Source organism: Pseudarthrobacter sp. NPDC059871 (assembly GCF_042731175.1).
GTDB lineage: Bacteria > Actinomycetota > Actinomycetes > Actinomycetales > Micrococcaceae > Arthrobacter.
Window position 1 is genome coordinate 258,636 of sequence record NZ_JBHWJV010000001.1, and the last position, 24,580, is coordinate 283,215.

Here is a 24,580-nt window from a genome sequence, read left to right on the forward strand (position 1 = left end):
GGACTACTGGCCCTGTTCCTTGTATTTGGCTTCGGTGGCGGCTTTTTGCGGGCGCCACCACTGTTCGTTGTTGCGGTACCAGTCGATGGTGTCTTCGATGCCGGCGTCGAAGTTCGAGAACTGGGGTTCCCAGCCAAGTTCGTTGCGGAGTTTGGTGGAGTCGATGGCGTACCGCAGGTCGTGGCCGGGACGGTCCACTACATGGTCGTACGCGTCCGGGGCCAGGCCCATGTGCTTGAGGATCAGTTCAACGACGTCCTTGTTGTTCTTCTCGCCGTCAGCACCGATCAGGTACGTTTCCCCGATGGTTCCCTTGGCGATGATGGCCAGGACGGCGGAGGAGTGGTCGTTGGCGTGGATCCAGTCACGGACGTTCTCGCCCTTGCCGTATAGCTTGGGACGGATTCCGTCGATCACGTTGGTGATCTGCCGGGGGATGAACTTCTCCACGTGCTGGTAGGGGCCGTAGTTGTTCGAGCAGTTGCTGATGGTTGCCTGCAGCCCGAAGGAGCGCACCCAGGCGCGGACCAGGAGGTCCGAGCCGGCCTTCGTGGAGGAGTACGGGCTGGAGGGGTTGTACGGGGTCTGCTCGGTGAACCGCTCGGGATCGTCCAGTTCGAGGTCGCCGTAGACCTCGTCGGTGGAGATGTGGTGGAAGCGCTTGCCGTGCTTCCGGGCCGCTTCGATCAGCGTGTAGGTGCCGATGATGTTGGTATCCAGGAAGGGGCGGGGGTCGTGCAGGGAATTGTCGTTGTGCGATTCTGCTGCGTAGTGGACTACGACGTCGGTGCCTGCGACCAGGCCGTCCACGATGCCGGCATCGGCGATGTCACCCTCAACGAAGGTGAAGCGGTCCTCGGGCAGGCCGCGCAGTGATTCACGATTGCCGGCGTAGGTCAGCTTGTCCAGAACAGTGACATGGTCATCAGTGTTTTCCAATACATAGTGGACAAAGTTTGAGCCAATGAAGCCGGCTCCGCCGGTCACAAGAAGTCGCTGCATAATTCCCAAGGGTACCGGATTTGCCGCTGCACTTAGCGAAGGGAAAGATGGGGGCATGCGCGGAATAATACTTGCCGGCGGAACCGGCTCAAGGCTTCACCCCATCACACTGGGTGTCAGCAAGCAGTTGGTCCCTGTCTATGACAAGCCGATGATCTACTACCCGCTGTCGACCCTCATCCTTGCCGGGATCCGGGACATTCTTATTATCACCACCCCGCATGACGCCGAACAGTTCGAGCGGCTCCTCGGGGATGGCTCCCGTTTCGGCGTCTCCATCACCTACAAGCAGCAGCCCTCGCCGGATGGCCTGGCCCAGGCCTTTGTCCTCGGCGCAGAGCACATCGGCGACGACAGTGTGGCCCTGGTGCTGGGCGACAACATCTTCTATGGCCAGGGCATGGGTACCCAGCTGCGACGGTTTAAGACCATCGACGGCGGTGCAGTCTTCGGGTACTGGGTCAAGGATCCGTCGGCCTATGGCGTGGTCGAGTTCGATGACCAGGGCAAGGCACTGTCCCTGGAAGAAAAGCCAGCTGCTCCGAAGAGCCACTATGCGGTGCCCGGGCTGTACTTCTACGACAACAACGTGGTGGACATCGCAAAAAACCTGAAGCCCTCGGCCCGCGGAGAGCTTGAGATCACGGATGTCAACCGTAAATATCTCGAAGCCGGAAAGCTGCAAGTGGAGATCCTGCCACGGGGAACTGCCTGGTTGGACACCGGGACATTCAATGACCTGAACGACGCTTCAAACTTCATCCGCACGGTCGAGAACCGGCAGGGCCTCAAGATCGGGGCGCCGGAAGAGATCTCGTGGCGCCTGGGCTTCCTGACTGATGACGAGTTGCGGGAACGCGCCGAGCCGCTCGTCAAGAGCGGTTACGGGGCGTACCTCCTGGAGTTGCTTGCCGAGAGCAACAACTAGCTGGAGCCAAGAGAAAGAGGGGTGAAGCCGAGCTTCACCCCTCTTTTTTCTTGGCCGGGCGGCCCCCTAGTACGTCAGGGTCCGGCAACCCAGCGCCGTGTTCCCGGTGGTGAACGGGGACACTCCGATCCCGTAGGTGCACAGCGTATATGTGCCACGGACAGTGGTTTTGACATTGACTGAATATCCGTGGGTACCCGTGATGCCGAAAGCCTTGTTTGCATCGGGCCGGTCCACCGTGGTTGAGAAAACGTATCCCGTGGTCTTGCCGTCGGGGCCGGTGACATACGCGTGGACAGGGTTCGAAAGCGTGGGCATATCCGGGTCGTAGGTCCACCCCGTCGCCTCCAGCGAGGTAACCCCCGCAGTCGTCTTTATTGCTACGGAGTCCAGCACGCCCACCGGTACACCGCTCTTGCCGGCGTCAGCCGTGCGGCAGCCGATCAACGGGTTATTGGACGCCAGAGGGCTGGGCGCGATGGCGTAAGCACAGGCAGTGTAGACGCCGGGGCTGGTGATGGGGATCGAGGGAGCGAAGCCGTGGTCGCCCGTCACACCGAACGCAGTATTGACGTCAGTCCTGGGCCGGGACGCATTGAAGGCATATCCCTTCGTGTTTCCGTCCGGTGCGGTCACATATATGTGCACGTCGATGGACCGCGAGGCATCTGCCTTGTCCACGGCCCAGCCGGCGAGCGACAGCGAGGCGGAGGTGCTCGTCTTGTTGACTGTCATGCTGTCGAGGCTTCCGATGGGGGGTGCGACAGCTCCGACGTCGACAGTCCGGCAGGACAGGAGGGGGTTTCCGGGGGCAAGCGGGCTGAGTGCTATGGCGTAAGTGCAGACCTTGTACTGCCCGGGCGCCGTGATGGGTATGGCCGCGGCAAAGCCATGGTTCCCTGTCACCCCAAGGGCGTTGTTGACGTCGGCCCGGGCCTGCGCGGCAGAGAACGGGTAGCTCTTAGTGGTGCCGTCCGGCGAGGTCACATAGACGTGGACAGAGATGGACCGTGTTGAGTCCCCACGGTCCACTGCCCAACCCCGAACTGAAAGGGCGGCTGTGGTGGATGTTTTTATCAGGGATGCGTCATCGAAGCTGCCAATGGGGGCGGCCGCCGGAGCGAAGTTCAGCTGCCTGCAGCCGATCTCGGGATTGCTGTACTGTCCGATGGCGTAAACGCAGAGTTTGTAGCTGCCGGGCGCCGTGATGGGAATATCGCGTTGGTAGCCATGATTGGCACCCATCCCCAACGCCTGGTCGACGTCGGGTCGGGACAGATTCGCGGGCATAACGTAACCGGTCCTGGTACCGTCCGGCGCCGTCAGGTAGGCATGGGCTTCTGTTGCCGTGGCCGGGTTGGCACCGTCGATTGCCCAGCCCCGAAGGGAAAGCGTGACCTTGTCTGCGCTCCGCACTTCCCTGGCGTCATCAATGCTGCCCATGGGCGACTCAACGCCCTTTGCATCAATCGATTTACAGCCAATTTCAGTGTTGCTGAAGGCGCCAATGGCGTAGGCGCAGACCCGGTAGGTTCCGGATTTCTGAAGCTGGATGCCTTGCTGGAAGCCATGTTGCCCGGTGACTCCAAGGGCGGCATTCACATCCGGGCGGGATATGTTGGCGGGGAGCGCATAGCCCGTGCGCACTCCATCGGGGCCGGTGACATATACATGAGCCTGCGTCGAGGCAGAGGAGTTGGCAAAGTCGACGGCCCAGCCGCGCACGTTCAGCTGCGTAGTGGATCCGACCCGCTGCACCGACAGGTCGTCGAAGGACCCGTCGGGAGCCGCGGCTCCGGCGAACGTACGCAAGGAGGCGTAGTCCCCGTTCCAGACGTTGGAATCGCCGGCGAAGGGGCCCGTGGAACTGTATTGCCAGATGCTGTAGGTGCTCCAGCTACCCGTCGGTACAGGGCCGGCATTGTTGGTGGCAGAACTGGGGTAGGCAGCCATCCACAATGGATAATCGCCGAACCCGGCAGGATTTCCCACACATTGGTTCCACCAGCTCGTGTTGGTGTAGATAACAGGAAGCCGCCCGGTCAACGAGCGCATGGTGTTTCCGAAGTCCCGGATCCAGGACTGAAGCTGCGCTGCGGACATGTTGTAGCAGGTGTTGCCGAAGTAGAAACCGTTAATCGTTCGGCCCTCGTAAGGGTTGAACTCAAAGTCCAGCACCGGCGGCATTGTGTAACCGTCCGAGGACCATCCGCCGCCATTTTGAACAAAGTAACGGGCCTGGTCTCCGCCCGACGACCAATTGGGGATAGCGAAGTGGTAGGCACCCCTGATCATCCCGACGTTCCGTGCTCCCTGGTATTGGGAACTGTAGGAGGGATTGGTGTAGTAGTTTCCCTCAGTGGCTTTCACATAGGCGAACCGGGACCCCATGTTCCATTGCTGTCTCCAGTCCACGGTTGGCTGGTGGCCGCTCACGTCGAGCCCCTGGACGCCAAACGTGGGCATCCAGGTGCCTTCGCTGGCCAGTGCTTCGGAACTGAGCTTGCGTACTGATTCCGAGGGGGCCGTGCGTACTACCCGTGCAGACCGCTGGCCCATTTCGGCGCCGCCAATCCCGACCGCTTCAGCCATCGACTGCTGGGCTTCCGGAGAGGGTGTCGGAGCCGGAGGCTCGGTGGCTGCCGTAGGTTCCTGCGGTGCCGGGGCGGCTCCGCCTGGAGACGGCGCGGCGGGGTCCGGCTGCGTGGTAGGCGCACTTGCTTGGGGTGCTGCCGACGCAGTTGGTGAGGGCGCCGGTTCAACAGCCAAGGCGACGCCCGTAATTCCGGGGCTTGCCATTAGTGAGGCTGCCAGCAGCATGACCCACAGCGATTTCACGGCGGGGCGACGGGACTGAGACGGGTTCCGCTTCATATTGGCTCCGGAGACAATGTGGCGCTCTCCTGAGCGCTCATTTCGATTACTGGCCAAATGCTGCCCCCCAGGGAGGCACCTGACCGTGAAAATTCGACAAATAACGCGCTCACCATAGCACTGGTGTGACCAGCGTAACCAGTGGTTCTTTTGGGGCTGGAGTGATAAAGGGGACCACGTAGATGGTTTATCCACATTCCCGGGAATTTGACTTGTTGCCATGGTGTAGCCTCCCTAGGCTGGACCCAATTGAACTGCCTCCGCCGGGGGCGGCAGTCAACTGGGGGAAACTGGCATGGATGCTCTGGGGATAGTCGAGGACGAAGTCCGGGAACTGATCAGGCGCAGGGGGCTTGACCCGCTCAACCAATCAGGCGAAGTACGGCGGCTGGTCGACGCCGCGGTGACGGACTACGACGAGCGGGCCCTCATGGGACCGCTTCCACCGCTGGGTCCTTTGGATGCAGCGCGACGGTTTCTGTTCGATGCCGTTGCACGCTTCGGAGTGCTCCAACCGCTGCTGGACGATCCCTCGATAGAAGAGATCTGGCTGAACGCTCCCAACGAGATCTATGTGGCACGCAACGGGGAATCCGAGTTGACCTCGCTCAGCCTTACTGAGCAGCAGGTGCGTGACATGGTGGAGAGGATGCTGAAGAGTTCCGGCAGGCGCCTGGACATGTCATCTCCGTTTGTTGACGCTGCGCTCCCTGATGGCTCCAGGCTCCACGTCGTCATCCCGGACGTCACGCGCCGCCACTGGGCCGTGAATATTCGAAAGTTCGTTGTCAAAGCCAGCCGGCTCGAGCACCTGGTTGAACTCGGAACCCTGACGCCGCAGTCGGCCAGGTTCCTCGGCGCTGCCGTTTCCAGTGGGCTCAACATCCTGGTATCAGGGGCAACCCAGGCCGGTAAGACAACCATGTTGAACTGCCTCGCCGCCAGCATCGGCAGCCGGGAGCGGGTCATCACGGTAGAGGAAATCTTTGAGTTGCAGTTTCCCCTGCGTGATGTGGTGGGACTCCAGTGCCGGCAGCCGAACCTTGAAGGAACAGGCGAGATCCCGCTCCGGCGCCTCGTCAAGGAAGCGCTGCGCATGCGGCCAGACCGCCTCGTGGTCGGTGAAGTTCGGGAAGCTGAAAGCCTCGACATGCTGATTGCGCTCAACAGCGGATTGCCGGGGATGTGTACCGTCCACGCCAACTCAGCCCATGATGCCGTCACCAAGATCTGCACGCTTCCCCTGTTGGCAGGGGAGAACATCTCTTCGGCTTTCGTCGTGCCAACGGTGGCATCCTGTATTGACCTGGTGGTTCACTGCAGCCGGCTTGCCAACGGACGCCGGGAGGTTACCGAGATCCTTTCCCTTGGGCGGCGGGTTGAAAACGGCATCATTGAGTCATCACCGGTCTTCGCTATGGCCGACGGCGTTCTGCAGTCACGTGCCAATGCGATGCCTGCAATAGAGAAGTTTGCCCGCGCAGGCTATGACGTTGCAGCCCTGCTGGACCCCCGATGATGTCTGCACTGCTGGGAGCCACTGCGGGAACGGGCCTGTTCCTTATTTGGTGGTCACTGTGGGAATCGCCTGAGCGCACGCCCCGCCGAAGGAAGCCCAGCCGGATCGCCGACCTGCTGGCAGCCGCAGGAGTCGAGAAGGTCTCCGTGGGCGGACTGCTCGGAACCTGCCTCGGGTTGGGACTGTTCGTCGTCCTGGTGTTCTTCGCCGTGAGCAGGTCGTGGCCGATCGCTGCGTGCTTCGGGCTGTTCGCAGGCTGGCTTCCGCTCACCATCCTTCGGTGGCGCGCGAAGAAGCGGACTGCACTCCTTCGCCAGCTGTGGCCCGACGTCGTTGACCATCTGCGGTCAGCGATCCGGGCCGGACTCCCGTTGCCTGAAGCACTCATCCAACTGGGGGATAAGGGGCCGGAAGAGCTGAGGCCGGTCTTTCGCGACTTCGGCGCGGACTACAGGGCCGGAGGACAGTTCGATGGTTCCCTGAACAAGCTGAAGAACCGGCTCGCCGACCCGGTGGCCGACCGGATCGTTGAAGCCTTGCGGCTGACTCGTGAGGTCGGAGGGTCTGACCTCGGCAAGTTGCTGGGAACCCTGGCCGAGTTCCTTCGCGAAAACGCCCGGACGCGCAGTGAACTCGAAGCCCGCCAGTCCTGGACCGTAAACGCTGCCCGTCTTGCGGTCGCAGCGCCGTGGATTGTGATGCTTCTCCTCGCGACCCGCCCCGAAGCTGTGCAGGCATACAATACAGCCATGGGAGCGGCCGTTCTCCTTGGCGGCCTCGTGATCTCGCTGGTCTGCTACTCAACGATGCTTAGGATCGGTGCCCTGCCCCAGGATGAACGGGTGCTCCGATGATCACCGTGTCACCGGCCGCCGCCGTTTGCGGTGCCGTCCTGGGAATCGGCCTCTGGCTGGTCATTTTCAGGTCTCCGCTCATGCGGGCGACGACTCTGGCCCAGCGCATTGAGCCCCAGCTGAAATCGCAGAACCTGGAGTCGCGCCTCCTCTCCGGGGAACACACCCTGACGCCCTTCGGACCGTTGGAGCGGATCCTCCGCCCGCTTATCCGCGACGGCATTTCCACCCTGGGGAAAATGAGTCCTGCTCCAGGGGCAACAGCCCGCCGGCTCGCGCAGGCCGGAATCAGCAAGTCAGTTATAGATTTTCGCGCTGAGCAGGTCATGTGGGGTGCCGCAGGTTTCGCCCTAACTTCGGCCATTGTCGCCGTTGGAGCTGCGGCCGGAAGGTTCAACGCCCTGCTGGCTGCTGTGGCCATCATCGGCAGCGGGGTGGCAGGCTTCGTTCTCCGGGACTATTGGCTGGGTGTGCAGGTCCGCAGGAGGGAAGAGCGCATGATGGCCGAGTTTCCCAGCCTCGCCGAACTGATGGCACTGGCCGTCGGTGCAGGGGAAAGTGCCACCGGAGCCCTGGACCGGGTCTGCCGGAGCGCCAAGGGCGAGTTGTCCAAGGAGTTTTCCATGATCCTGGCAGAAACGCGGGCAGGCAAGCCTCTGGTCAACGCCCTCCAGGAGTTCTCCGCGCGTACGGACCTTGCACCGCTCGTCCGGTTCGTGGACGGAATCGTTGTTGCGGTGGAACGGGGGACACCCCTCGCGGACGTACTGCGGGCGCAGGCCCAGGATGTCCGCGACACAGCCAAGCGGGACTTGATGGAAGCCGCCGGTAAGAAGGAAATTGCCATGATGGTGCCCCTCGTCTTCGGAGTGCTTCCGCTGACGGTGGTATTTGCCGTCTTTCCCGGCATCGCCGCAATCAGCCTGGGTCTCTAATGGCGCCATCTGATCGGGACGAAAACAGCATGCAATCCAAGGCAATGCCGTCAACGGCACGGAAAACAACAAGGGACAGGAAGAGCAAATGAAGACTCGAGTACTCCGCTGGGCACTATTACTGATCGCGGTCGCCACCTCACCCGCCGCATGGGCCGGCACGGGCGTCCGGCGCGCGGCCCGGTACCGTTTCCCTGCCGTCCAGCGCGGCGCGCAACAGCGCGGGATGTCCCACGTTGCCGATGGTCCAGAGAGGGGTGATGTTCCTGGGTGGGTCATGATCACATTAATGTCCGCGGTGCTCGTGGCTGCCCTGCTGGCGCTCGCCGGTCCCGCGCTGGAGGCGATGTTCAACCAGGCAATGGACAAGGTGGGCAACTAGCCCCATGGCCGCTTCCGTACGCCCCACCGGTGGCAGTCCTTCAGGTGTCCGTGGCCGGGAACAGGGTTCGGCGATCGTGGATTTTGTGTTGGTGGGCGGACTGCTCACGATGTTCTTCCTGGCAATTCTCCAATTGACCCTTGTTCTGCACGTCCGGAACACATTGATTGACGCGGCAGCTTCTGGCGCCCGGTACGGAACACTCGCTGACCGGGGTGCCAGTGATGCCGAAGAACGGACCCGCGGCCTCATCATGACTGCCCTGAACCCATCCTTCGCTGAGGAGATCAGCACGAACGAAGTGACCGTTCAGGGGCTAAGAACGCTGGAAGTAACGGTCCGGGCTCCCATGCCTGTAGTGGGGTTGATCGGACCCCGGGGAACGCTGGAGGTGACGGGCCATGCAGCGGTACAGCCGTGACTTCCGGCGAGTGCTCCGGCTTGTCCGTTGCCGGTTGCTGGAGGCACTGTGCCGGGGACCGGAATCATCCCGCCGGCGAGCCGCCGGGAGCAGGGAGGAGGGAAGTGCGGTTGTGGAGTTCACGTTCCTTGCCCTGCTGTTGATGGTCCCGCTCGTTTACTTCATCATCACCGTCGCCCAGATGCAGGGCGGCTCGTTCGCTGTGGTGGGCGCAGCCGACCAGGCTGCGAAGGTCTACGTCGCCCAACCCGACAGCGCGTCAGCCCAGGCGGCCGCGGAGCAGGCCGTGGCGTTGGCATTGGCCGACTTTGGACACAGCCCGGACCAGGCCTCGATGGCAACAACCTGTGACCCCGCTGACTGTCACGCGCCGGGCACTGCTGTGACCGTCACCGTCAGGTTGTCCATCCCGCTGCCGTTCGTTCCATTCCAGGATGGCGTCCGGCTCTCTGCCACCGAGGTGGAGGCAGCCGCTACCCAGATTGTGGGGAGGTTCCGGTGAGGGAATCGACATCCGAGGACGGCCAGATAACGGTAATGATTATCGGGTATGTGGCCTTGGCACTCCTGGTGGCCGCCGTCGTGATGGGAATTTCTTCCGTTTACCTGGAGCATAAGCGCCTGCTGTCCCTGGCTGACGGCGCCTCCCTTGCTGCCGCGGACAGCTACACGCTGGGTGAGGTGGCTTCCCAGGGCGGCAGCCCATCTGCCGTCCTCAACCCCGCACGGGTTCGGAGTGTCGCGGCTGACTTTGTTGCCAGGAGCCCCGCCTCGGCACGGTTTGACGCCCTGGCAGTTGGCGGGGCAACCGGTACCCCGGATGGCTCTACCGCTGTTGTGGTGCTCACCGCCGCGGTCCATCCGCCGGTGGTGAACTTCCTGGTTCCAGACGGAATCCTGATTGAAGCGACGTCGACAGCGCGCTCGCGGTTAACACGGTAGGCAGGCAATCCCGGGCCCCGGCGCAAGGAACGGCGCCTTTCGCCGGATGGCGTAGGCTTAAACGACCATGGCCAATATTGATTTTTCCGCTGAAATCCGCGCGCTCCGCGCCACCTACGAGTCCATTGAACGGGTTACCGACATGGACGCGCTGAGGGAAGACATCGCCGAACTCAGTGAACGTGCGGGGGAGCCGGACCTGTGGGACGACCCCGCCGCGGCGCAGAAAATCACCTCCCGCCTCTCACACCGGCAGTCCGAGCTGGAACGGCTGACAACCCTGGCATCGCGCATCGATGACCTTGAAGTCCTGGTGGAGCTCGGCCAGGACGAAGGTGACGCCGACTCCATGGGAGAAGCGGCCGCGGAGCTGGAGTCGATCCAAAAGGCGCTGAAGAACCTCGAGGTGGTTACGCTCCTGTCCGGCGAGTACGACGAGCGTGAGGCTGTGGTCTCGATCCGTGCCGGCGCCGGCGGTGTGGACGCCGCCGACTTCGCTGAAATGCTGATGCGGATGTATCTCCGCTGGGCAGAGCGCCACGGTTATCCCACTACAGTCATGGACACGTCCTACGCCGAGGAAGCAGGGCTCAAGTCGGCCACGTTCGAGGTCAAGGCCCCTTACGCGTTCGGCACCCTCAGCGTTGAGGCCGGCACCCACCGGCTGGTGCGGATCAGCCCCTTCGACAACCAGGGCCGGCGCCAAACGTCCTTCGCCGCGGTGGAGGTCATTCCACTGATCGAGCAGACGGATTCGATCGACATCCCGGATAACGAGATCCGGGTCGACGTTTTCCGGTCTTCCGGTCCCGGCGGCCAGTCCGTCAACACCACAGACTCCGCTGTCCGGCTCACGCATATTCCCACCGGCGTAGTGGTGTCGATGCAGAACGAAAAGTCGCAGCTGCAAAACCGGGCAGCGGCACTGCGCGTCCTGCAGTCCCGCCTTCTGCTGTTGAAGAAGGAACAGGAAGACGCCGAGAAGAAGGCGCTGGCCGGGGACGTCAAGGCATCCTGGGGAGACCAGATGCGCTCATACGTCCTGAACCCTTACCAGATGGTCAAGGATCTGCGCACCGAACACGAAGTGGGGAACACCTCGGCTGTTTTCGACGGCGAGATCGACGACTTCATCGACGCCGGCATCCGCTGGCGCACAGACAACCGTAACGCTGAGAAGTAGGGCCGGAACACCGCAACGGCGGATCGGCTTACCGCGACACGCCCCCAAAGCCGCGTATTAGGCAGCCAATCCTGCGTATAGTCGAGGGGCCGGGGCCCTACTTCCCCCAACGAACACCCGTGCACCGGCTGCAGAACTGGGCTGCATTCCGCATCAGCCATGCCCTGCAGGGTACTTAGGGCCATGATCCGATTCGAAAATGTCACCAAGGTCTACGACCAGAAGGCCCGGCCGGCGCTGGACTCCATCAACCTTGAGATCGACCGCGGCGAATTCGCGTTCCTCGTCGGAGCGTCAGGCTCCGGAAAATCAACCTTCCTCCGGCTCGTGCTCAAAGAGGACCGCGCCACCTCGGGCGCCGTCTACGTGGCCGGCCAGAACGTCGCGAAGATCTCGAGCTGGCGGGTGCCCCGCCTCCGCCGCGGCATCGGCGTCGTCTTCCAGGATTTCCGCCTCCTGCCCCAAAAGAACGTCTTCGCCAACGTGGCTTTCGCCATGCAGGTCATCGGCAAGAGCCGCAGCGTCATCCGCGACACCGTCCCCGAGGTCCTGAAGACCGTGGGGCTCGAAGGCAAGGAACACCGGATGCCTCATGAGCTCTCCGGCGGCGAGCAGCAGCGTGTCGCCATTGCCCGGGCAGTCGTGAACCGCCCCGGCATCCTCCTCGCTGACGAACCGACCGGAAACCTGGACCCCACCACCTCCATGGGCATCATGGGAGTGCTGGACAAGATCAACCAGAATGGCACCACGGTGGTCATGGCCACCCACGACGACGACATCGTCAACGAAATGCGCAAACGGGTGGTCGAGCTCAAGAACGGCGTTGTGATCCGCGACGAGGCCAAGGCACTTTACACCTCGATGATTCCGGTCATCGGGCAGTCCCGCAGGCTCAAGGACGCCAGCGGCAGGGACGACCCCGACGCCCGTCCGGCGGACGATGGCAGTGAAGGTGAGGCGCAGCGATGAGGCTCGCATTCATCCTTTCCGAAATAGGCAGCGGCCTGCGCCGCAACCTATCGATGGTGGTCTCGGTCATCCTGGTCACGTTCGTCTCCCTGACGTTCGTGGGTGCCGCCGGAATGCTGCAGATGCAGATCAACCAGATGAAGGGCTACTGGTACGACAAAGTCCAGGTAGCCGTCTTCCTTTGCAGCGACGGCTCCACGGCCAGCGGCTGCGCAGGCGGTTCGGTCACCCCGGAGCAGCAGGACAGCCTCAACACCCTGCTCGAGTCTCCGGCAGTGGCCCAATACATCAACGACTTTCAGTTCGAGTCCAAGGAAGATGCCTACAAGCACTTCAAAGACCAGTTCTCGAACTCACCGATCGTCGATTCCGTAACTCCGGACCAGTTGCCGGCTTCCTTCCGGATCAACATGAAGGACCCGGAAAAGTACGAAATCATCAGTGAAACATTCAGCTCCCAGCCCGGAGTGGAAACCGTGATCGACCAGCGTCAGCTGCTGGAGCGGCTTTTCTCGGTGATGAACGGGGCCTCCCTCGTTGCGGTGGGCATCGCGGGTGTCATGATCGTGTGTGCCATCCTGCTGATCGCCACCACCATCCGGCTTTCGGCCTTCAGTCGCAGGCGGGAAACCGGAATCATGCGCCTCGTGGGCGCCTCGAAGACCGTCATCCAGCTACCCTTCATCCTCGAAGGCGTCATAGCAGCGGTGATCGGTGCAGCCCTTGCCTCGGCAACGCTGTGGGCCGTGGCCCACTTCTTCCTGGGGGAGTACATGTCCAAGCAGTATCCGGACACCGCTTTCATTTCCTCGGGCCAGACACTGATCCTGGTGCCTGCACTGCTGATCCTTGGCGGATCCTTGGCTGGAATTTCGTCCCTCTTGACCCTTCGCAGATATTTGCGCGTTTAGGCTATGCAAACCGACCAAGGAATGCCGATGAACGTAACGTCAGAAAATCTCGTGCGCCTGCGACCGAGGCGTCATGCCGCACGCCGCTCGGCGCTCCTGAGCGGGGTACTCGCCGTCGTCCTCGCTTCCGGGCTTGCCTCGTCCACACCGCCGGCATTCGCCGATGAGCTGGAGGACAAGCAGGCCGCGCTCCAGGCCGAAGCGCAACGTGTCCAGCAGTCATTGGAGTTTGTTGACTCACGGATTGCCAAGGCCGCCGGTGACCTGGTCCTGTACCAGGGCCAACTGCCCGGCGCCCAGCAGGCGCTGCTCGAAGCGCAGGGGCGCGTGGCCAGCGCCGTCAAGGAAGTCGAGGCACTGTCCGCCCGCGTTGACATGGCGCAGCAGAACAAGGCCAAAATCACGCAGCAGCTGGAAACTGACAAGCAGAAGATCGCCGACACCAAGAAACTGATCGGCCAGATCGCCACACAGGCGTACAAGTCCGGCGGTGTCCCCTCCAACCTCTCGCTGTTCTTCGGTTCCAACAACGGAGGCAGCCTCACCGACACCATGGACCTGGCAGATCAGGCCATGCGCAGCCAGAACGCCGCCATGGACAAGCTGAGCCAGCAGAACGCCACCAACGTCAACTCCGAGGCACGTCTGCAGGCCGTGGAAGCGGAAATCAAGGACCTGAAGGCAAAGGCTGACGCCGCCCTTGAGCGCGAGAAGGCGGCCCGCGACGAGGCCGCCGCCAAGAAAGCCCAGGTTGACCAGCTGATCGCTGATACGACGCGCCTCGACGCCGAGCTGCAGGCCGCCAAGCCGGGAATCCAGGCCCAGCTCGCCGGAGTCCAGGCAAGCCAGAACCAGGTGGCCAACGAGATCGCCGAACGCGATCGCAGGGCACGGGAGGCATGGGAAGCCGAGCAGCGCCGGCTGGCCGAAGCAGCTGCTGCGGCTGCCGCCGCCGCGGCTGCGGCAGCGAACCGCCCGGCACCGCCGGTCCAGCCGTACGTCCCGCCTGCTGCCGGATCGCCGTCGGCCTTCGGCCTCCGCCACCCGTTCGACGGCAGCATTCCCATCACGTCCGGTTTTGGTTGGCGCACTACTCCGCCGGGGACCATCGATTTTTACGGCCAGGGTGGCTACGTCCACACCGGTATCGATTTCGGTGCCGCCTGCGGTACCCCTGTGTACGCCGCAGCAGCCGGTGAAGTCTTCAGCTCCGGATGGAATTCGGCAGACGGCGGCGGCTGGCGGGTGAAGCTGGACCATGGGGTGGTGCAGGGCAACTCCCTGACCACCATTTACTACCACAACTCCAGCATTGTGGTGTCGAATGGGCAGCGGGTCTCGCAGGGCCAGCTCATCGCGTACTCCGGCAGTACCGGCAACTCCACTGGCTGCCACGCCCACTTCGAAACCTGGCTGAACGGTGCCGCCGTCGACCCGATGGGCCTGCTCTAGGGCTGTGCGGCCCTGCCGTACACTGGTATGACTCCGCTGCGACCCGGCCGGAGGACATTTCGATTTGATTGAGGAGCTGTTCCGTGCCCAAAGAAAGTGGCCGTAAGGTGGTGGCCACCAACCGCAAGGCCCGGCATGATTACCACGTGCTGGATACCTATGAGGCCGGCATTGCGCTGATGGGCACCGAAGTGAAATCCCTTCGCGAGGGGCACGCGTCCATGGTGGACGGGTTTTGTACCTTCTATAACGACGAACTGTGGATGGAAGCCATCCACATCCCGGAGTACAACCAGGGCAGCTGGACCAACCACGCTGCCCGGCGCCGCCGTAAGCTGCTCCTGCACCGCGAAGAGCTGATCAAGATCTCCCGCAAGGTCCAGGAAGCCGGCTACACGATCGTGCCGCTCCAGCTTTACTTTGTGGATGGCCGCGCGAAGGTTGAAATTGGCGTAGCCCGCGGTAAGCGCGAGTACGACAAACGGCAGACACTCCGCGAACAACAGGACAACCGCGAAGCCCAGCGCGAGATGCGGGAACGCAACAGGCGGCGCGGCTGAGCGGTGTCGCCCGGAATGAATCCGGCACAACATGCGTTACTATGAATAGTCCGGCGGGTACGCCCGCTGGATTGGGTAACATGGATTGGTAACAAAATACGGGGATGATCGGTTTCGACGATGTTAGTCGCGACAGGTGAAGCGGGCCGAGGATGCAGAATTATCTCGTAAACGCTGTCTGCAAACCAATAAGTGCCGAATCTAAGCGCACTGACTTCGCTCTTGCTGCCTAAGCAGTAAGACAGTCCGTCAGCCCGAGGTTGCTATTGCCCCGGATCCTGGCGTCATTTAGATAGCCACTGCTGTTTGCCCCCGTCATCGGGGTAAACGGGACTCTTAGATGACTGGGCCCGGATCAGCCAGCTGTTTGCAGCATGGCTGGGGCCGAGAAAGTCCGACGCAAACTGCGCCCGGAGAAGCCCTGACAACACGACATCGGACGGGGGTTCAATTCCCCCCATCTCCACACCCAAGCGGTGATTCGGGACATCCTTTGAGGATGGATCGAGTTACCGAGAAAAACACCCCGGTCTTCGGACCGGGGTGTTTTTCTTTGCCCGGATTGCCCGGATTGCCCGTACTGACCGGGCAGGTGCCCCATGCAAGGGACAGCCCCTGGACCAGTGCGGTCCAGGGGCCGGTTCCTCAAAACCCCTGGAGACAGGATTATTGCCGGGCCTCGTTGAAGCGCTGCGCCACCACCGGCATCAGCGAGTGGACATAGCTCCGTGAGGCATGGTCGAAATCGGCGTAGACCTGCAGGCCGCCGATCACCGCGTAGCAGGTCTGGTCGTCGCAGAACTGGTCAGACATGTCGAGCACCTTCACCGAGGGCTTGCCCATGCCAACGGCAGCACTCGCAATCGGGTCCGGCACCAGAGCCTCGGTACGGGGGTTTGCGCAGTTGATGGGCTGTTGCTGGTTGAGCGCCACGCAGTCCGGGCTGCTGTGGCGCAGGGTCAAGGGGGGATCGCGGAAGACGAAGACCCGGGATCCTGCACCCGTCCAAGCCAGGAACCGCTTCGCGACGGCGTCGCTGTACTGTTCCAACTGGGGGCGGCCGGTGCCGTCGTCGATCGTCTCGCCGGCGCCGAAGGAGGAAGCAAAGACCATGCCGGGTTTTTCCTGGACGATCCTGTCCGTCACCTGCTTGCTCCACTCCAGGCACCGTTTCTGGGAGCGTGCGTCATCCGCGGGTTCGCCCATGAAAGCGACCCGCTTTACGTCGACGAACGGACACCCACCCACCATGGACTCCTTCAGCTTCCACTTGTGCAGCCGGGCAAGCTCATACAGGGCGCTCTTCCACTGCTCCGCGTGTGAGTCGCCGATCAGCCAAACAGTTGCGGTGGCCGGAGCGCCGCCTGTGAAGTCGCACTCCGTCAGGAGTTTCTGGTCTTCAAAAACGATCGGGTCTGCGGCCGGGTGGCACTCCGGGGCGTCAAAGCGCGGCGCCTCGTTCGGGCCCACGTTGGCAACCCGGGCAGCACCAAAGGGATCACCGCAGTTGTTTTTCGGGTCCAGGCTGCGGGCGCCGTAGCAGGGGTCACCGGAAAGATTCTGCAGCTTGGCTGTCTCTGCCTCCTGCGCCTTTCCGAAACTCAGCAAGAGACCCCCGCACAAGGCACAGACGGTGGCCATGGCTGCTGCCATGACCAGGACGACCCGGAGTGGTTTGGCCCCCTTCAGGAGCTTGGTGCGGCCCGGGTCTTCAACGAGTTTCTTCGAGGCGTAGGAGAGCCCTATGGCCAGTGCCAGGATACCGATCTTGTCCAGGGTCCCCAGCGGGCGGCTCAGGATGGCCGGCGCCAGGACAATCAGCGGCCAGTGCCACAGGTACAGCGAATAGGACACATCGCCCACGAACTGGATTGGCCTGGCGGCAAGGACCTGGTTGGGCGACCAAAAGGGGCTGTTCGGCCCCGAAGCAATCACCAGCACAGTGCCGACCACGGGAACCGCGGCAGCGAAACCGGGAAAAAACGTCTGCTCATTAAACGTCAGGGCGGAGAACGCGATCAGGCCGTACCCCAGCCACTGCGCTGTTCCAGGGAGTGCCACGTGGTAGGAAGGCAGCCGCAGGCGCAGGGCCCCCACAGCGTGGGCGCCCCCAATGGCCACCAGGGCCCCGGCGCCGAACTCCCAGACGCGGGCCGGCGTGACAAAGTAGGCCGGGCTCCTGTTGGTGTACGTAAACCAGATGCAAAACACCAGCGCGATGACGCTGGCAAGCGCGACCCCCAGGGTCAGTAGCGCCCGCCGGCGGAGCCGGAACTTGACCGCGGCCGTAAACAGCCCGAGCATAAGCAGCGGCCAGACCAGGTAAAACTGTTCCTCGACTGAGAGCGACCAATAATGCTGCACGGTGGACGCGGCTTCGTTGTGTGCTGAATAGTCCACGGACTTGGCGGCCAGAACCCAGTTTTCGACATACAGGACCGACGCCATGGTCTCCTGGGCTATGGCCACCCAGCGTGAGAACGGAAGCAGCACCCAGGCGGCCAGGAGGGAAACGACGCCCACAAGGGTTGCTGCCGGTAGGAGCCGCCTGATCCGCCGGGCATAGAACTGACCAAGGTTGATGCGGTCTGACCGTTCCAGTTCACCGAGCAGGTGTTTGGAGATCAGGTAGCCCGAGATCACGAAGAATACGTCGACGCCGACGTACCCGCCTGGGAGCCGGACTGGCCACAAGTGGTTGAGGACCACCAGCATGACTGCCAGGGCCCGAAGGGCCTGGATGTCCTTACGCGTCGCGTTGACCGATTCTTTTCGTCGCAGTTCCGACCGCGTTCGGAACAAGACCTGTCCGGTCACACGTACTCCTTGTTATTCGTCCTGTGGGTTCACCGTGGTGTGGGTTCCTGTGCCGGCAGAGCTTTGGCGGCCAGGCGTGCTTTCCGTCGGGAACAACGCCCGGGTGGCATGAAAACCGCATCGTCGGTGAAGCCAGTACAACCCGCATGGTGTGTGGGGTTGTGTAGGAATTCCCCTCGGGTACTTTAGCACCGCACATGCCCCGCTGATGGTGCGGGCCGGCCAAGGTGAAGGGCGGCCCGGGGTGCGGCGGATATGCGGTTGCAGAGGGGGACGAGCACCCAGAGCAGGCGTTCACCCAAGGCGTAGCCGGCCCGGGACTAGCGTTGCGCGGCCGCCCGTTGTACCCGGTAAGCCCCCAGCGCGGCGGGCGCAGGGTGCCGGGACAGGGAGGTGCGTCATGGAGCGGGCACGGGAAGAGGCTTCGGACAGGTACGACGACGACGCCTTGGATTCGTATTCACGCACAGTCATGCGGGTGGCAGCGGCGGTCACGCCGCATGTTGCCGCCATTGAGATGTCAGCCACGCGCCGCGACGGCCGGATGCGCGTTGGAGCGGGCTCAGCGGTGCTTTTCACGGAGGACGGCTACCTCGTCACCAACTCCCATGTTGTGGCGGGAACAAGGACCGGGCACGCGGTCTTTGCCGATGGGAGCAGGATGGAGCTGGAGTTGGTGGGCGCTGACCCGCTGTCCGACCTTGCAGTGGTCCATGGCCGGCGCCCCAAGGTCCTGCCCGCCGAACTGGGGGATGCCGAGTCGCTGCGCGTGGGGCAACTTGTCGTTGCCGTCGGAAACCCCTTGGGACTTGCAGGTTCCGTAACGGCGGGGGTGGTCAGCGGCCTGGGCCGCGCCATACCGGTCTGGGCGGACGGCAACCGGAGGGTGATCGAGGACGTCATCCAGACCGACGCTGCGTTGAACCCGGGAAATTCGGGCGGTGCCCTGGCCGATACTCGCAGCAGGATCGTGGGCATCAACACCGCCGTGGCCGGGGCAGGGCTGGGCCTGGCGATCCCCATCAACTCCACCACCCGGCGGATCATTTCCGCCCTGCTCTCGGACGGCCGGGTGCGGCGGGCCTACCTGGGACTCGTCAGTACCCCGGTCCGGCTCAATCCCAGCGCAGTCATCCGGAGCGGCCAGCGGGACGGGCTCCGCATTGTTGAGGTGCTGCCCGGCTCTCCGGCAGACCGGGCCGGACTGGCTGCAGGAGATATTGTCATGACCGCCGGCGGGAGGGCGGTCAGCAACGCCGAAAGCTTGCAGCGGCTGCTGTTCTCCGATGCCATCGGCCAGCCACTGGACCTGGCGGTGTTCCGTGATGGGGCTGAGCTCCGCCTGGTGGCGGTCCCTGACGAAATGACCAGCAACCCCAAGTGAGCGTGGCTGAACGGGTTAGCGTCCGCCGTCGGGCGCTTCCACGTCCGCGATGCCAACGAAGCGGGTGCCGACGCCGTCGAACTCACTGCGGACAAATCCCGGCTGGGCCGGCGGCACTTCGTCCGGGCGGTGATGGTCGCACACAACATAGGTGAAGTCCGGCCACCATTTTTTAGGCCGTGCGGCTTCCTCGTAACCGCACACCGCGCACACCAGGTGGACCCACACCGGCCGTTTGCCCGTCCGGTTGGCACGGGACTGTTCCAGCCAGGCCGGCGGGCTGTCCAACAGCGCGCCGAGTTGCTCCTCGGACATGAACTTAGGGAGGCCGTGGCGCTGGGCCATTTCCATGGGGATATCGAGGGCTATTGCCACGTCGCGTCTGCTGATCATCACCTCCACAATACGTGAACGGGACAGGCCGGTATGGACAGGCCGGAGTCCTCAGGACACCAAGGCGATCCCGGCGGCGGCGGCGCCAAGGCCCAGCACCAGGTTGACGGCGATGTTCATGGCTGCGGCTCCGAACCTTGCCTCCCCGAGCAGGCGCACTGTGGCAGTGGTCCAGGAACTGAAGGTTGTCAGGCCGCCCGCAAAGCCCGTCGCCAGCCCAACGCCCCATTCGTGCCCCAACCCCAGCTGAGTGGTGAGGCCGTACGAGATCCCGATGATGAAGGAGCCTGCCACGTTGACCACAAGTGTTGCCCAGGGCCAGTGGAGCCGGTCCTTCGACAGTCCCAGCCGTACGGTGCGCCGGGAGCTGTGGTGGGCGAACCAGCTGTCCGTGGCGAACCTCAGGAGCGCACCCGAGATACCGAAGATTCCCACCAACACGGCGCTGATCACTGCCGGCTCCCGGAGCCGCCCGGGGTGGACACTCGCCCGGTGAGCTTACCGAGGCGCCAGCCCAGGGCAGCCGCGAGCAGGCCCAGCAGCAGGGAGAGCCCCAGGTAGGCGATCCACACCATATGCTGACCGTCGCGCCCCAGCTGGTCCACGGCAAACACCACCGCTGAAAACGTCGTGAAGGAGCCGAGCAGTCCCGGCCCCAGCCCGGCACGGAGCCAGAATGCGGTCTGCGGCCGCGCCATCCAGGCGGTGGTCAGGGCGGCCAGGACGAAACTGCCGGCGACGTTGATCCAGAGCGTTGTCCAGGGCACGGCCCCGGCGGAGTCGGGGAAGGCAAGGCCCAGTCCGTACCGGAGTTCAGAACCAACGAGGCCGCCGGCGGCAACCGCAAGCCAGGCGCGGCCCGACGGAATCCACGACTCCCTCATCCGGCCCTGCGCATGTCAGGACTCCGCCAGGATGCAACCCTCATGGGGGCGGCCGGTGTGTACCCACAGTGCAGAGGTGACCTCGTCGGCAAGATCGAATTCCCTGGTCCGGCCGGCACTGCTGATCCGCACGATCAGGGCACCGCCGAAGGGCCGCCGTCCCAGGATTTCAACCTCGGAATCAAGGTCGATCTCTTCGGCCGCGAGGTAGCGCAGCAGTTCAGGGTTGTCGTCGCTGATTCGGGTGATCCGGCCGGTGTGGCCCTCATCGAGTTCACCCATGAGGCGGGCAACGGGCATGTGGACCTTGCCGTCGGCCGTGGGAATGGGATCACCATGCGGGTCGCGGTCCGGATGGCCCAGCTGGGCTGACACCCGTTCGATAAAGGTGTCTGAGACAGCGTGTTCCAGGAGTTCGGCTTCGTCGTGGACTTCATCCCAGCTGTAGCCCAGCTGCTGGACAAGGTACGTTTCGATGAGCCGGTGGCGGCGCACCATGGAGAGTGCAAGCCGGAGCCCGGCGTCCGTGAGGGTAATTGCGCTGTAGGGCTTATGGTCCACCAGGCCCTGGTCCTTCAGCTTGCGGACCATCTCCGAAACTGAGGAATTTGCCACTCCCAGGCGCTGCGCCAGCTGCGAGGACGTGATGGGCTTGTCCTGCCATTCCGTGAACGAGTAGACCACCTTGACGTAGTCCTCAATGGAGGAGGAGGGCGCGCTGGTCTTCACACGTTCAAGCCTACCCGTTGGCGGGACGCGGCCGGGATCGGCGTGTCACGCGCGGACGGCCCGCCAGGACAACGTCAGGTAGGGCAGGCTGAGTTCTTCATCCTCGGCGTGCCCCAGATGCTCATGCAGGTACCACCTGAGGTTCGCCAGGACTTTGGCCCGGGTCTGCTCGTTGGCCCGCAGGTAATAGCTTCGGGATTTGGTCAGTTCCATCAGGTCGGCAGGGGTGACAGGATCCTGCCAGCGGGTCACGTGCCCTTCGAGGCCCTCGAACTCCGGGCCCACCAGCGGCCGCTGTCCGGGCTTGTAGACGTCCCCGGCATGCATGATGCGGGAAAGCCGGTGCACCCACGGCACCGAAGTGTCCAGCTGGTTCCACACCAGTCCCAGCGTTCCCTTCGGGCGGAGGACCCTGGCCAGTTCCGTGCTGGCCGCGAGGGCGTCGCACCAGTGCCAGGCCTGGGCAACGCTGACGACGTCGAAACTTGCGTCAGCGAGCCCGGTGGCCTCGGCCGTGCCGGGGAGGGCAGCAGCGGCCGGATATTGGGCGGACAGTTGCGCCAGCATGTCCGCGGACGGGTCGACGGCGGTTACGGACAATCCCAGCGCCAGCAGCAGGTCAGTGAATTTGCCCGTCCCGGCACCGACGTCGAGCGCATCATGGGCGCCCGCGGGCACCAGCCACCGTGCTGATTCCGCCGGATACCCCGGACGGACCCTGTCATAGTGCTTGCCGCCGTCCTGGAAGCTCTGGCCGAGCTCCTGGCGCCGCCCGTGATCGAGCTTGGGCCCACCCCGAACCACGTGCGGCCTCCTTCAGCTGATTCCCTGCGGGTACCGTCCGAATTTACCGCATGCACCCGGGTGCGGGCTTCCGGCTGTCAGTCGTCGAGGCAGGGAGCTGCGCCGGCAGTTCCCGGGGTGTTCGGTGCCCAGTGGGGGTAGGTCCTGGTGTCGTTGGCAGGCACCCATCGGCCGGCATCCACTACGTAGTCCCAGCCGAGCCCGTCGCGTCGGAGCTTTTCAATGCCTGCGAGGAGCCGCTGGGCATCTTCGAGCCGGGAGCCGACTCCGAAGCTTGCCCGCAGCGATCCCGATGGCAGGCCCAGGCGCTTCAGCAGCGGGTGGGCGCAGAATCGGCCATCACGGAGTCCCACACCGTGTTCGGCGGACAGGTAGGCGGCTACCAGGCCGGCATCGTAACCCGCCACCGAGAAGTTCACCACCCCGATGGTGTCCTTGTCAGGATCGGTGTCCTTGAAGATCTGGTGCACGGTGACGCCGTCGATCGCCTGCAGGCCTTCCACCAGGTAGGAACGGATGGCCGACTCGTGGGCGTGCCAGCGGTCCTGGTCCAGGCTCGCGATAACCTGCGTTGCCCGCGCCAGGGTAGCCGCACCCAGCACGTTGGGGGAGCCGCCCTCGTGGCGGGCCGGGCCGCTGGCCCAGCTGACGCCGTCGAGCTTTGCTTCCTTAACGGCGCCACCGCCGGCGAGGTGTGGAGTTCCAGCGTCGAGCCAGTCCGGGCGGCCCACCAGGACGCCGGCGCCAAAGGGCGCGTAGAGCTTGTGCCCGGAGAAGGCAAGGTAGTCGACGTCGTCGGCGCTGATGTCCACGCGGCGGTGCGGCGCCAGCTGGGCGGCGTCCACCACAATGCGGGCACCGTGCCGGTGGGCGAGGGCGGCAAGCTCCCGGATGGGTAGGATTTCGCCGGTGACGTTCGAGGCGCCGGTGACCGCCAGCAGGTTGACCCCGCCCTGCTCAAGCTCGGCACGCACGGACTGGATGGTCCCGGCGATCGTGTCGGCGGCAACGATGCTCCGGTGGGGGACACCCTGCCACGGCAGCAGGTTGGCGTGGTGTTCGATGTCCAGGTACAGGACGTCACCGGCGGGCTTGCCCTCCGTGCCGGGGAGGCAACCGGCGAGCAGATTCAGGGAATCGGTGGTGTTCCGGGTGAAGATGACGGAATCGTCGGGGCGGCCGCCGACGAACTCGCGGACGATGTTGCGCGCGTTCTCGTAAACGGAAGTGCTGATCTGCGATGCGTAACCCGCGCCGCGGTGGACGCTGGCGTAGAACGGCAGGATCTCATTGAGGTAGGCCGACACCACGGTCAGCGCAGGCGCGGAAGCCCCGTAGTCAAGGTTGGCGTAGCGTACGTGGCCGCCGGAGATCAACGGGGCCAGGATTTCAGCGCCGGTAACTGCGGAAAGCGGACGTCCGGCCGCGGCCAGGCGTTCATCCGAAACGCTTTCGGCGGCGATGGCGTTAATGGGGGAGTCGACGGCAGTAGTCATGGAGACCTCACTTCAGGACTGGACTCCGGCAGTGCTGGAATCCGCGCTTGCCGCATCCGCTCCGGACCGGCCTGGTCGTCACCCGGGGCACCCCACCGCGAATGGAGGGTTGCCGGCCAGCAAACCGGGGTTTAGCGCTGGCACTCGTGACCTGGATAAAACCATAGAACATGTGGCGGCCCGGTCTGAAGCCGGGAGGATTGTTAAGGGTTTTGTTACGCGCGGCCCCGAATCGGGCTTTCTTCGAAGATTACGACGGCGGGCGCCCCCTTTTGGAGGCGCCCGCCGTCGATTGTTCGGAAGGAGGCCGGCCTACAGGAGGTCGTCCAGGCCGGGGTTCAGCCGGTGCAGCACTTCGGTATGGAGGATGGAATTGGTGGCCAGGGCGTTCCCGCCGAAGGGGCCGTCCTCGCCCTCGAGGGAGGTGAAGCGGCCGCCGGCCTCCACCACGATGGGCACGAGGGCGGCCATGTCATAGAGGTTCAGTTCGGGCTCGCAGGCGATGTCCACCGACCCTTCGGCCACCATGCAGTAGGACCAGAAATCACCGTAGGCGCGCGTGCGCCAGACGTCCTCGGTCAGGCCCAGGAAGTCGTCAAGGTTGCCGCGTTCCTTCCAGCCACCCAGGCTGGAATAGGACAGTGAAGCGTCGGACAGGGTGGAAACGTCCGAGACCCGGAGCCGGGTGGCCGATGCAAGGGAACGGCCCATGTAAGCCCCCATGCCTTTGGCTGCCCACCACCGCTTACCCAGGGCGGGTGCACTGACGACGCCGACTACCGGCTCGCCCTCATCGACCAGGGCAATGAGCGTAGCCCAGACGGGAACGCCGCGGACGAAGTTCTTGGTGCCGTCGATGGGATCGATGATCCACCGCCGTGAGCCGTGGCCGGTGCTGCCGAACTCCTCGCCCAGCACGGCGTCGCGGGGGCGGGAGCGTGAGAGCTGGCCGCGGATGGCTTCCTCGGCGGCTTTGTCCGCATCGGTGACCGGCGTCAGGTCGGGCTTGGTCTCCACGTGGAGGTCCTGTGCCTTGAAGCGGCTCATGGTCTGGTCGTCCACGGAATCGGCCAGGACATGGGCCAGGCGCAGGTCGTCGTTATAGGTCGAAGCGGGTTGGATCATGGTTCCAAACTAC

General features: G+C 63.8%; 24 protein-coding genes, 1 other RNA gene and 1 riboswitch. Of the genes, 15 read left to right on the forward strand and 10 right to left on the reverse strand.

What is annotated here, in order from left to right; genetic code table 11:
- Window positions 1-3 precede the first annotated feature (3 nt).
- Complete coding sequence (gene rfbB, locus ACFV4R_RS01120) at window positions 4-1,002, reverse strand: dTDP-glucose 4,6-dehydratase (RefSeq protein ID WP_261619200.1); 999 nt, start codon at window positions 1,000-1,002, stop codon at window positions 4-6.
- Between the two features lie 55 nt (window positions 1,003-1,057).
- On the opposite strand from rfbB, the gene rfbA reads away from it, so the two are divergent.
- Complete coding sequence (rfbA, locus tag ACFV4R_RS01125; RefSeq protein WP_377202717.1) at window positions 1,058-1,930, forward strand: glucose-1-phosphate thymidylyltransferase RfbA; 873 nt, start codon at window positions 1,058-1,060, stop codon at window positions 1,928-1,930.
- A 66-nt stretch (window positions 1,931-1,996) separates the two neighbouring features.
- Here the strand turns inward: rfbA and ACFV4R_RS01130 are convergent, their stop codons facing one another.
- Window positions 1,997-4,804: a GH25 family lysozyme gene (locus ACFV4R_RS01130; RefSeq protein ID WP_377202716.1), complete on the reverse strand. Its 2,808-nt coding sequence runs from the start codon at window positions 4,802-4,804 to the stop codon at window positions 1,997-1,999.
- Window positions 4,805-5,099: 295 nt separating this feature from the next.
- Here ACFV4R_RS01130 and ACFV4R_RS01135 point away from each other — a divergent pair, with 295 nt between their 5' ends.
- From ACFV4R_RS01135 to ssrA, 13 genes are all read left to right on the forward strand, one after another.
- A complete protein-coding gene (locus ACFV4R_RS01135; protein WP_377202715.1) occupies window positions 5,100-6,323 on the forward strand; it encodes a CpaF family protein in 1,224 nt (407 codons plus the stop codon).
- The gene (locus ACFV4R_RS01140; RefSeq protein ID WP_377202714.1) at window positions 6,320-7,177 is read left to right on the forward strand and encodes a type II secretion system F family protein; all 858 of its coding nucleotides are present in this window, start codon (window positions 6,320-6,322) and stop codon (window positions 7,175-7,177) included. The genes ACFV4R_RS01135 and ACFV4R_RS01140 overlap by 4 nt, the downstream gene beginning before the upstream one ends.
- Window positions 7,174-8,112, forward strand: coding sequence for a type II secretion system F family protein (locus tag ACFV4R_RS01145; RefSeq protein WP_377202713.1), 939 nt, complete (start codon window positions 7,174-7,176; stop codon window positions 8,110-8,112). The genes ACFV4R_RS01140 and ACFV4R_RS01145 overlap by 4 nt, the downstream gene beginning before the upstream one ends.
- Before the next feature lie 88 nt (window positions 8,113-8,200).
- Complete coding sequence (locus ACFV4R_RS01150; protein WP_377202839.1) at window positions 8,201-8,494, forward strand: hypothetical protein; 294 nt, start codon at window positions 8,201-8,203, stop codon at window positions 8,492-8,494.
- A gap of 4 nt (window positions 8,495-8,498) precedes the next feature.
- A complete protein-coding gene (locus tag ACFV4R_RS01155; protein ID WP_377202712.1) occupies window positions 8,499-8,915 on the forward strand; it encodes a TadE family protein in 417 nt (138 codons plus the stop codon).
- A 112-nt stretch (window positions 8,916-9,027) separates the two neighbouring features.
- Window positions 9,028-9,417, forward strand: coding sequence for a hypothetical protein (locus ACFV4R_RS01160; RefSeq protein WP_377202711.1), 390 nt, complete (start codon window positions 9,028-9,030; stop codon window positions 9,415-9,417).
- Window positions 9,414-9,857, forward strand: coding sequence for a pilus assembly protein TadG-related protein (locus ACFV4R_RS01165; protein WP_377202710.1), 444 nt, complete (start codon window positions 9,414-9,416; stop codon window positions 9,855-9,857). The genes ACFV4R_RS01160 and ACFV4R_RS01165 overlap by 4 nt, the downstream gene beginning before the upstream one ends.
- A gap of 67 nt (window positions 9,858-9,924) precedes the next feature.
- The gene (prfB, locus tag ACFV4R_RS01170) at window positions 9,925-11,040 is read left to right on the forward strand and encodes a peptide chain release factor 2 (protein ID WP_261619205.1); all 1,116 of its coding nucleotides are present in this window, start codon (window positions 9,925-9,927) and stop codon (window positions 11,038-11,040) included.
- A 183-nt stretch (window positions 11,041-11,223) separates the two neighbouring features.
- Complete coding sequence (gene ftsE, locus ACFV4R_RS01175; protein WP_377202709.1) at window positions 11,224-12,012, forward strand: cell division ATP-binding protein FtsE; 789 nt, start codon at window positions 11,224-11,226, stop codon at window positions 12,010-12,012.
- Complete coding sequence (gene ftsX, locus ACFV4R_RS01180; protein ID WP_377202708.1) at window positions 12,009-12,923, forward strand: permease-like cell division protein FtsX; 915 nt, start codon at window positions 12,009-12,011, stop codon at window positions 12,921-12,923. The genes ftsE and ftsX overlap by 4 nt, the downstream gene beginning before the upstream one ends.
- Before the next feature lie 27 nt (window positions 12,924-12,950).
- The gene (locus tag ACFV4R_RS01185; RefSeq protein ID WP_377202707.1) at window positions 12,951-14,375 is read left to right on the forward strand and encodes a peptidoglycan DD-metalloendopeptidase family protein; all 1,425 of its coding nucleotides are present in this window, start codon (window positions 12,951-12,953) and stop codon (window positions 14,373-14,375) included.
- Window positions 14,376-14,458: 83 nt separating this feature from the next.
- On the forward strand, window positions 14,459-14,935 hold the full coding sequence (gene smpB / locus ACFV4R_RS01190; protein WP_015937574.1) for an SsrA-binding protein SmpB: 477 nt from the start codon (window positions 14,459-14,461) through the stop codon (window positions 14,933-14,935).
- A gap of 100 nt (window positions 14,936-15,035) precedes the next feature.
- Window positions 15,036-15,404: a transfer-messenger RNA gene (ssrA, locus tag ACFV4R_RS01195) on the forward strand.
- Window positions 15,405-15,601: 197 nt separating this feature from the next.
- Here ssrA and ACFV4R_RS01200 read toward each other — a convergent pair.
- Entirely contained in the window at window positions 15,602-17,752 is a 2,151-nt protein-coding gene (locus ACFV4R_RS01200) for an acyltransferase family protein (protein ID WP_377202706.1), read from the reverse strand.
- 400 nt (window positions 17,753-18,152) lie between these two features.
- On the opposite strand from ACFV4R_RS01200, the gene ACFV4R_RS01205 reads away from it, so the two are divergent.
- Window positions 18,153-19,136, forward strand: coding sequence for a S1C family serine protease (locus tag ACFV4R_RS01205; RefSeq protein ID WP_377202705.1), 984 nt, complete (start codon window positions 18,153-18,155; stop codon window positions 19,134-19,136).
- Between the two features lie 15 nt (window positions 19,137-19,151).
- Here the strand turns inward: ACFV4R_RS01205 and ACFV4R_RS01210 are convergent, their stop codons facing one another.
- The 7 genes from ACFV4R_RS01210 to hisN form a co-directional block, all read right to left on the reverse strand.
- Window positions 19,152-19,529: a hypothetical protein gene (locus ACFV4R_RS01210; protein ID WP_377202704.1), complete on the reverse strand. Its 378-nt coding sequence runs from the start codon at window positions 19,527-19,529 to the stop codon at window positions 19,152-19,154.
- A 51-nt stretch (window positions 19,530-19,580) separates the two neighbouring features.
- A complete protein-coding gene (locus tag ACFV4R_RS01215; RefSeq protein WP_377202703.1) occupies window positions 19,581-19,982 on the reverse strand; it encodes a fluoride efflux transporter FluC in 402 nt (133 codons plus the stop codon).
- Window positions 19,979-20,413: a fluoride efflux transporter FluC gene (locus ACFV4R_RS01220; protein ID WP_377202702.1), complete on the reverse strand. Its 435-nt coding sequence runs from the start codon at window positions 20,411-20,413 to the stop codon at window positions 19,979-19,981. Before ACFV4R_RS01220 ends, ACFV4R_RS01215 begins: the two co-directional genes overlap by 4 nt.
- 15 nt (window positions 20,414-20,428) lie before the next feature.
- On the reverse strand, window positions 20,429-21,142 hold the full coding sequence (locus ACFV4R_RS01225) for a metal-dependent transcriptional regulator (RefSeq protein WP_377202701.1): 714 nt from the start codon (window positions 21,140-21,142) through the stop codon (window positions 20,429-20,431).
- 45 nt (window positions 21,143-21,187) lie between these two features.
- Window positions 21,188-21,946: a class I SAM-dependent methyltransferase gene (locus tag ACFV4R_RS01230; RefSeq protein ID WP_377202700.1), complete on the reverse strand. Its 759-nt coding sequence runs from the start codon at window positions 21,944-21,946 to the stop codon at window positions 21,188-21,190.
- Window positions 21,947-22,023: 77 nt separating this feature from the next.
- Window positions 22,024-23,442: an aminotransferase class V-fold PLP-dependent enzyme gene (locus ACFV4R_RS01235; protein ID WP_377202699.1), complete on the reverse strand. Its 1,419-nt coding sequence runs from the start codon at window positions 23,440-23,442 to the stop codon at window positions 22,024-22,026.
- Window positions 23,443-23,480: 38 nt separating this feature from the next.
- Window positions 23,481-23,594: riboswitch (SAM riboswitch) on the reverse strand.
- 160 nt (window positions 23,595-23,754) lie between these two features.
- On the reverse strand, window positions 23,755-24,567 hold the full coding sequence (gene hisN / locus ACFV4R_RS01240; RefSeq protein WP_015937565.1) for a histidinol-phosphatase: 813 nt from the start codon (window positions 24,565-24,567) through the stop codon (window positions 23,755-23,757).
- Between the last annotated feature and the right edge of the window lie 13 nt (window positions 24,568-24,580).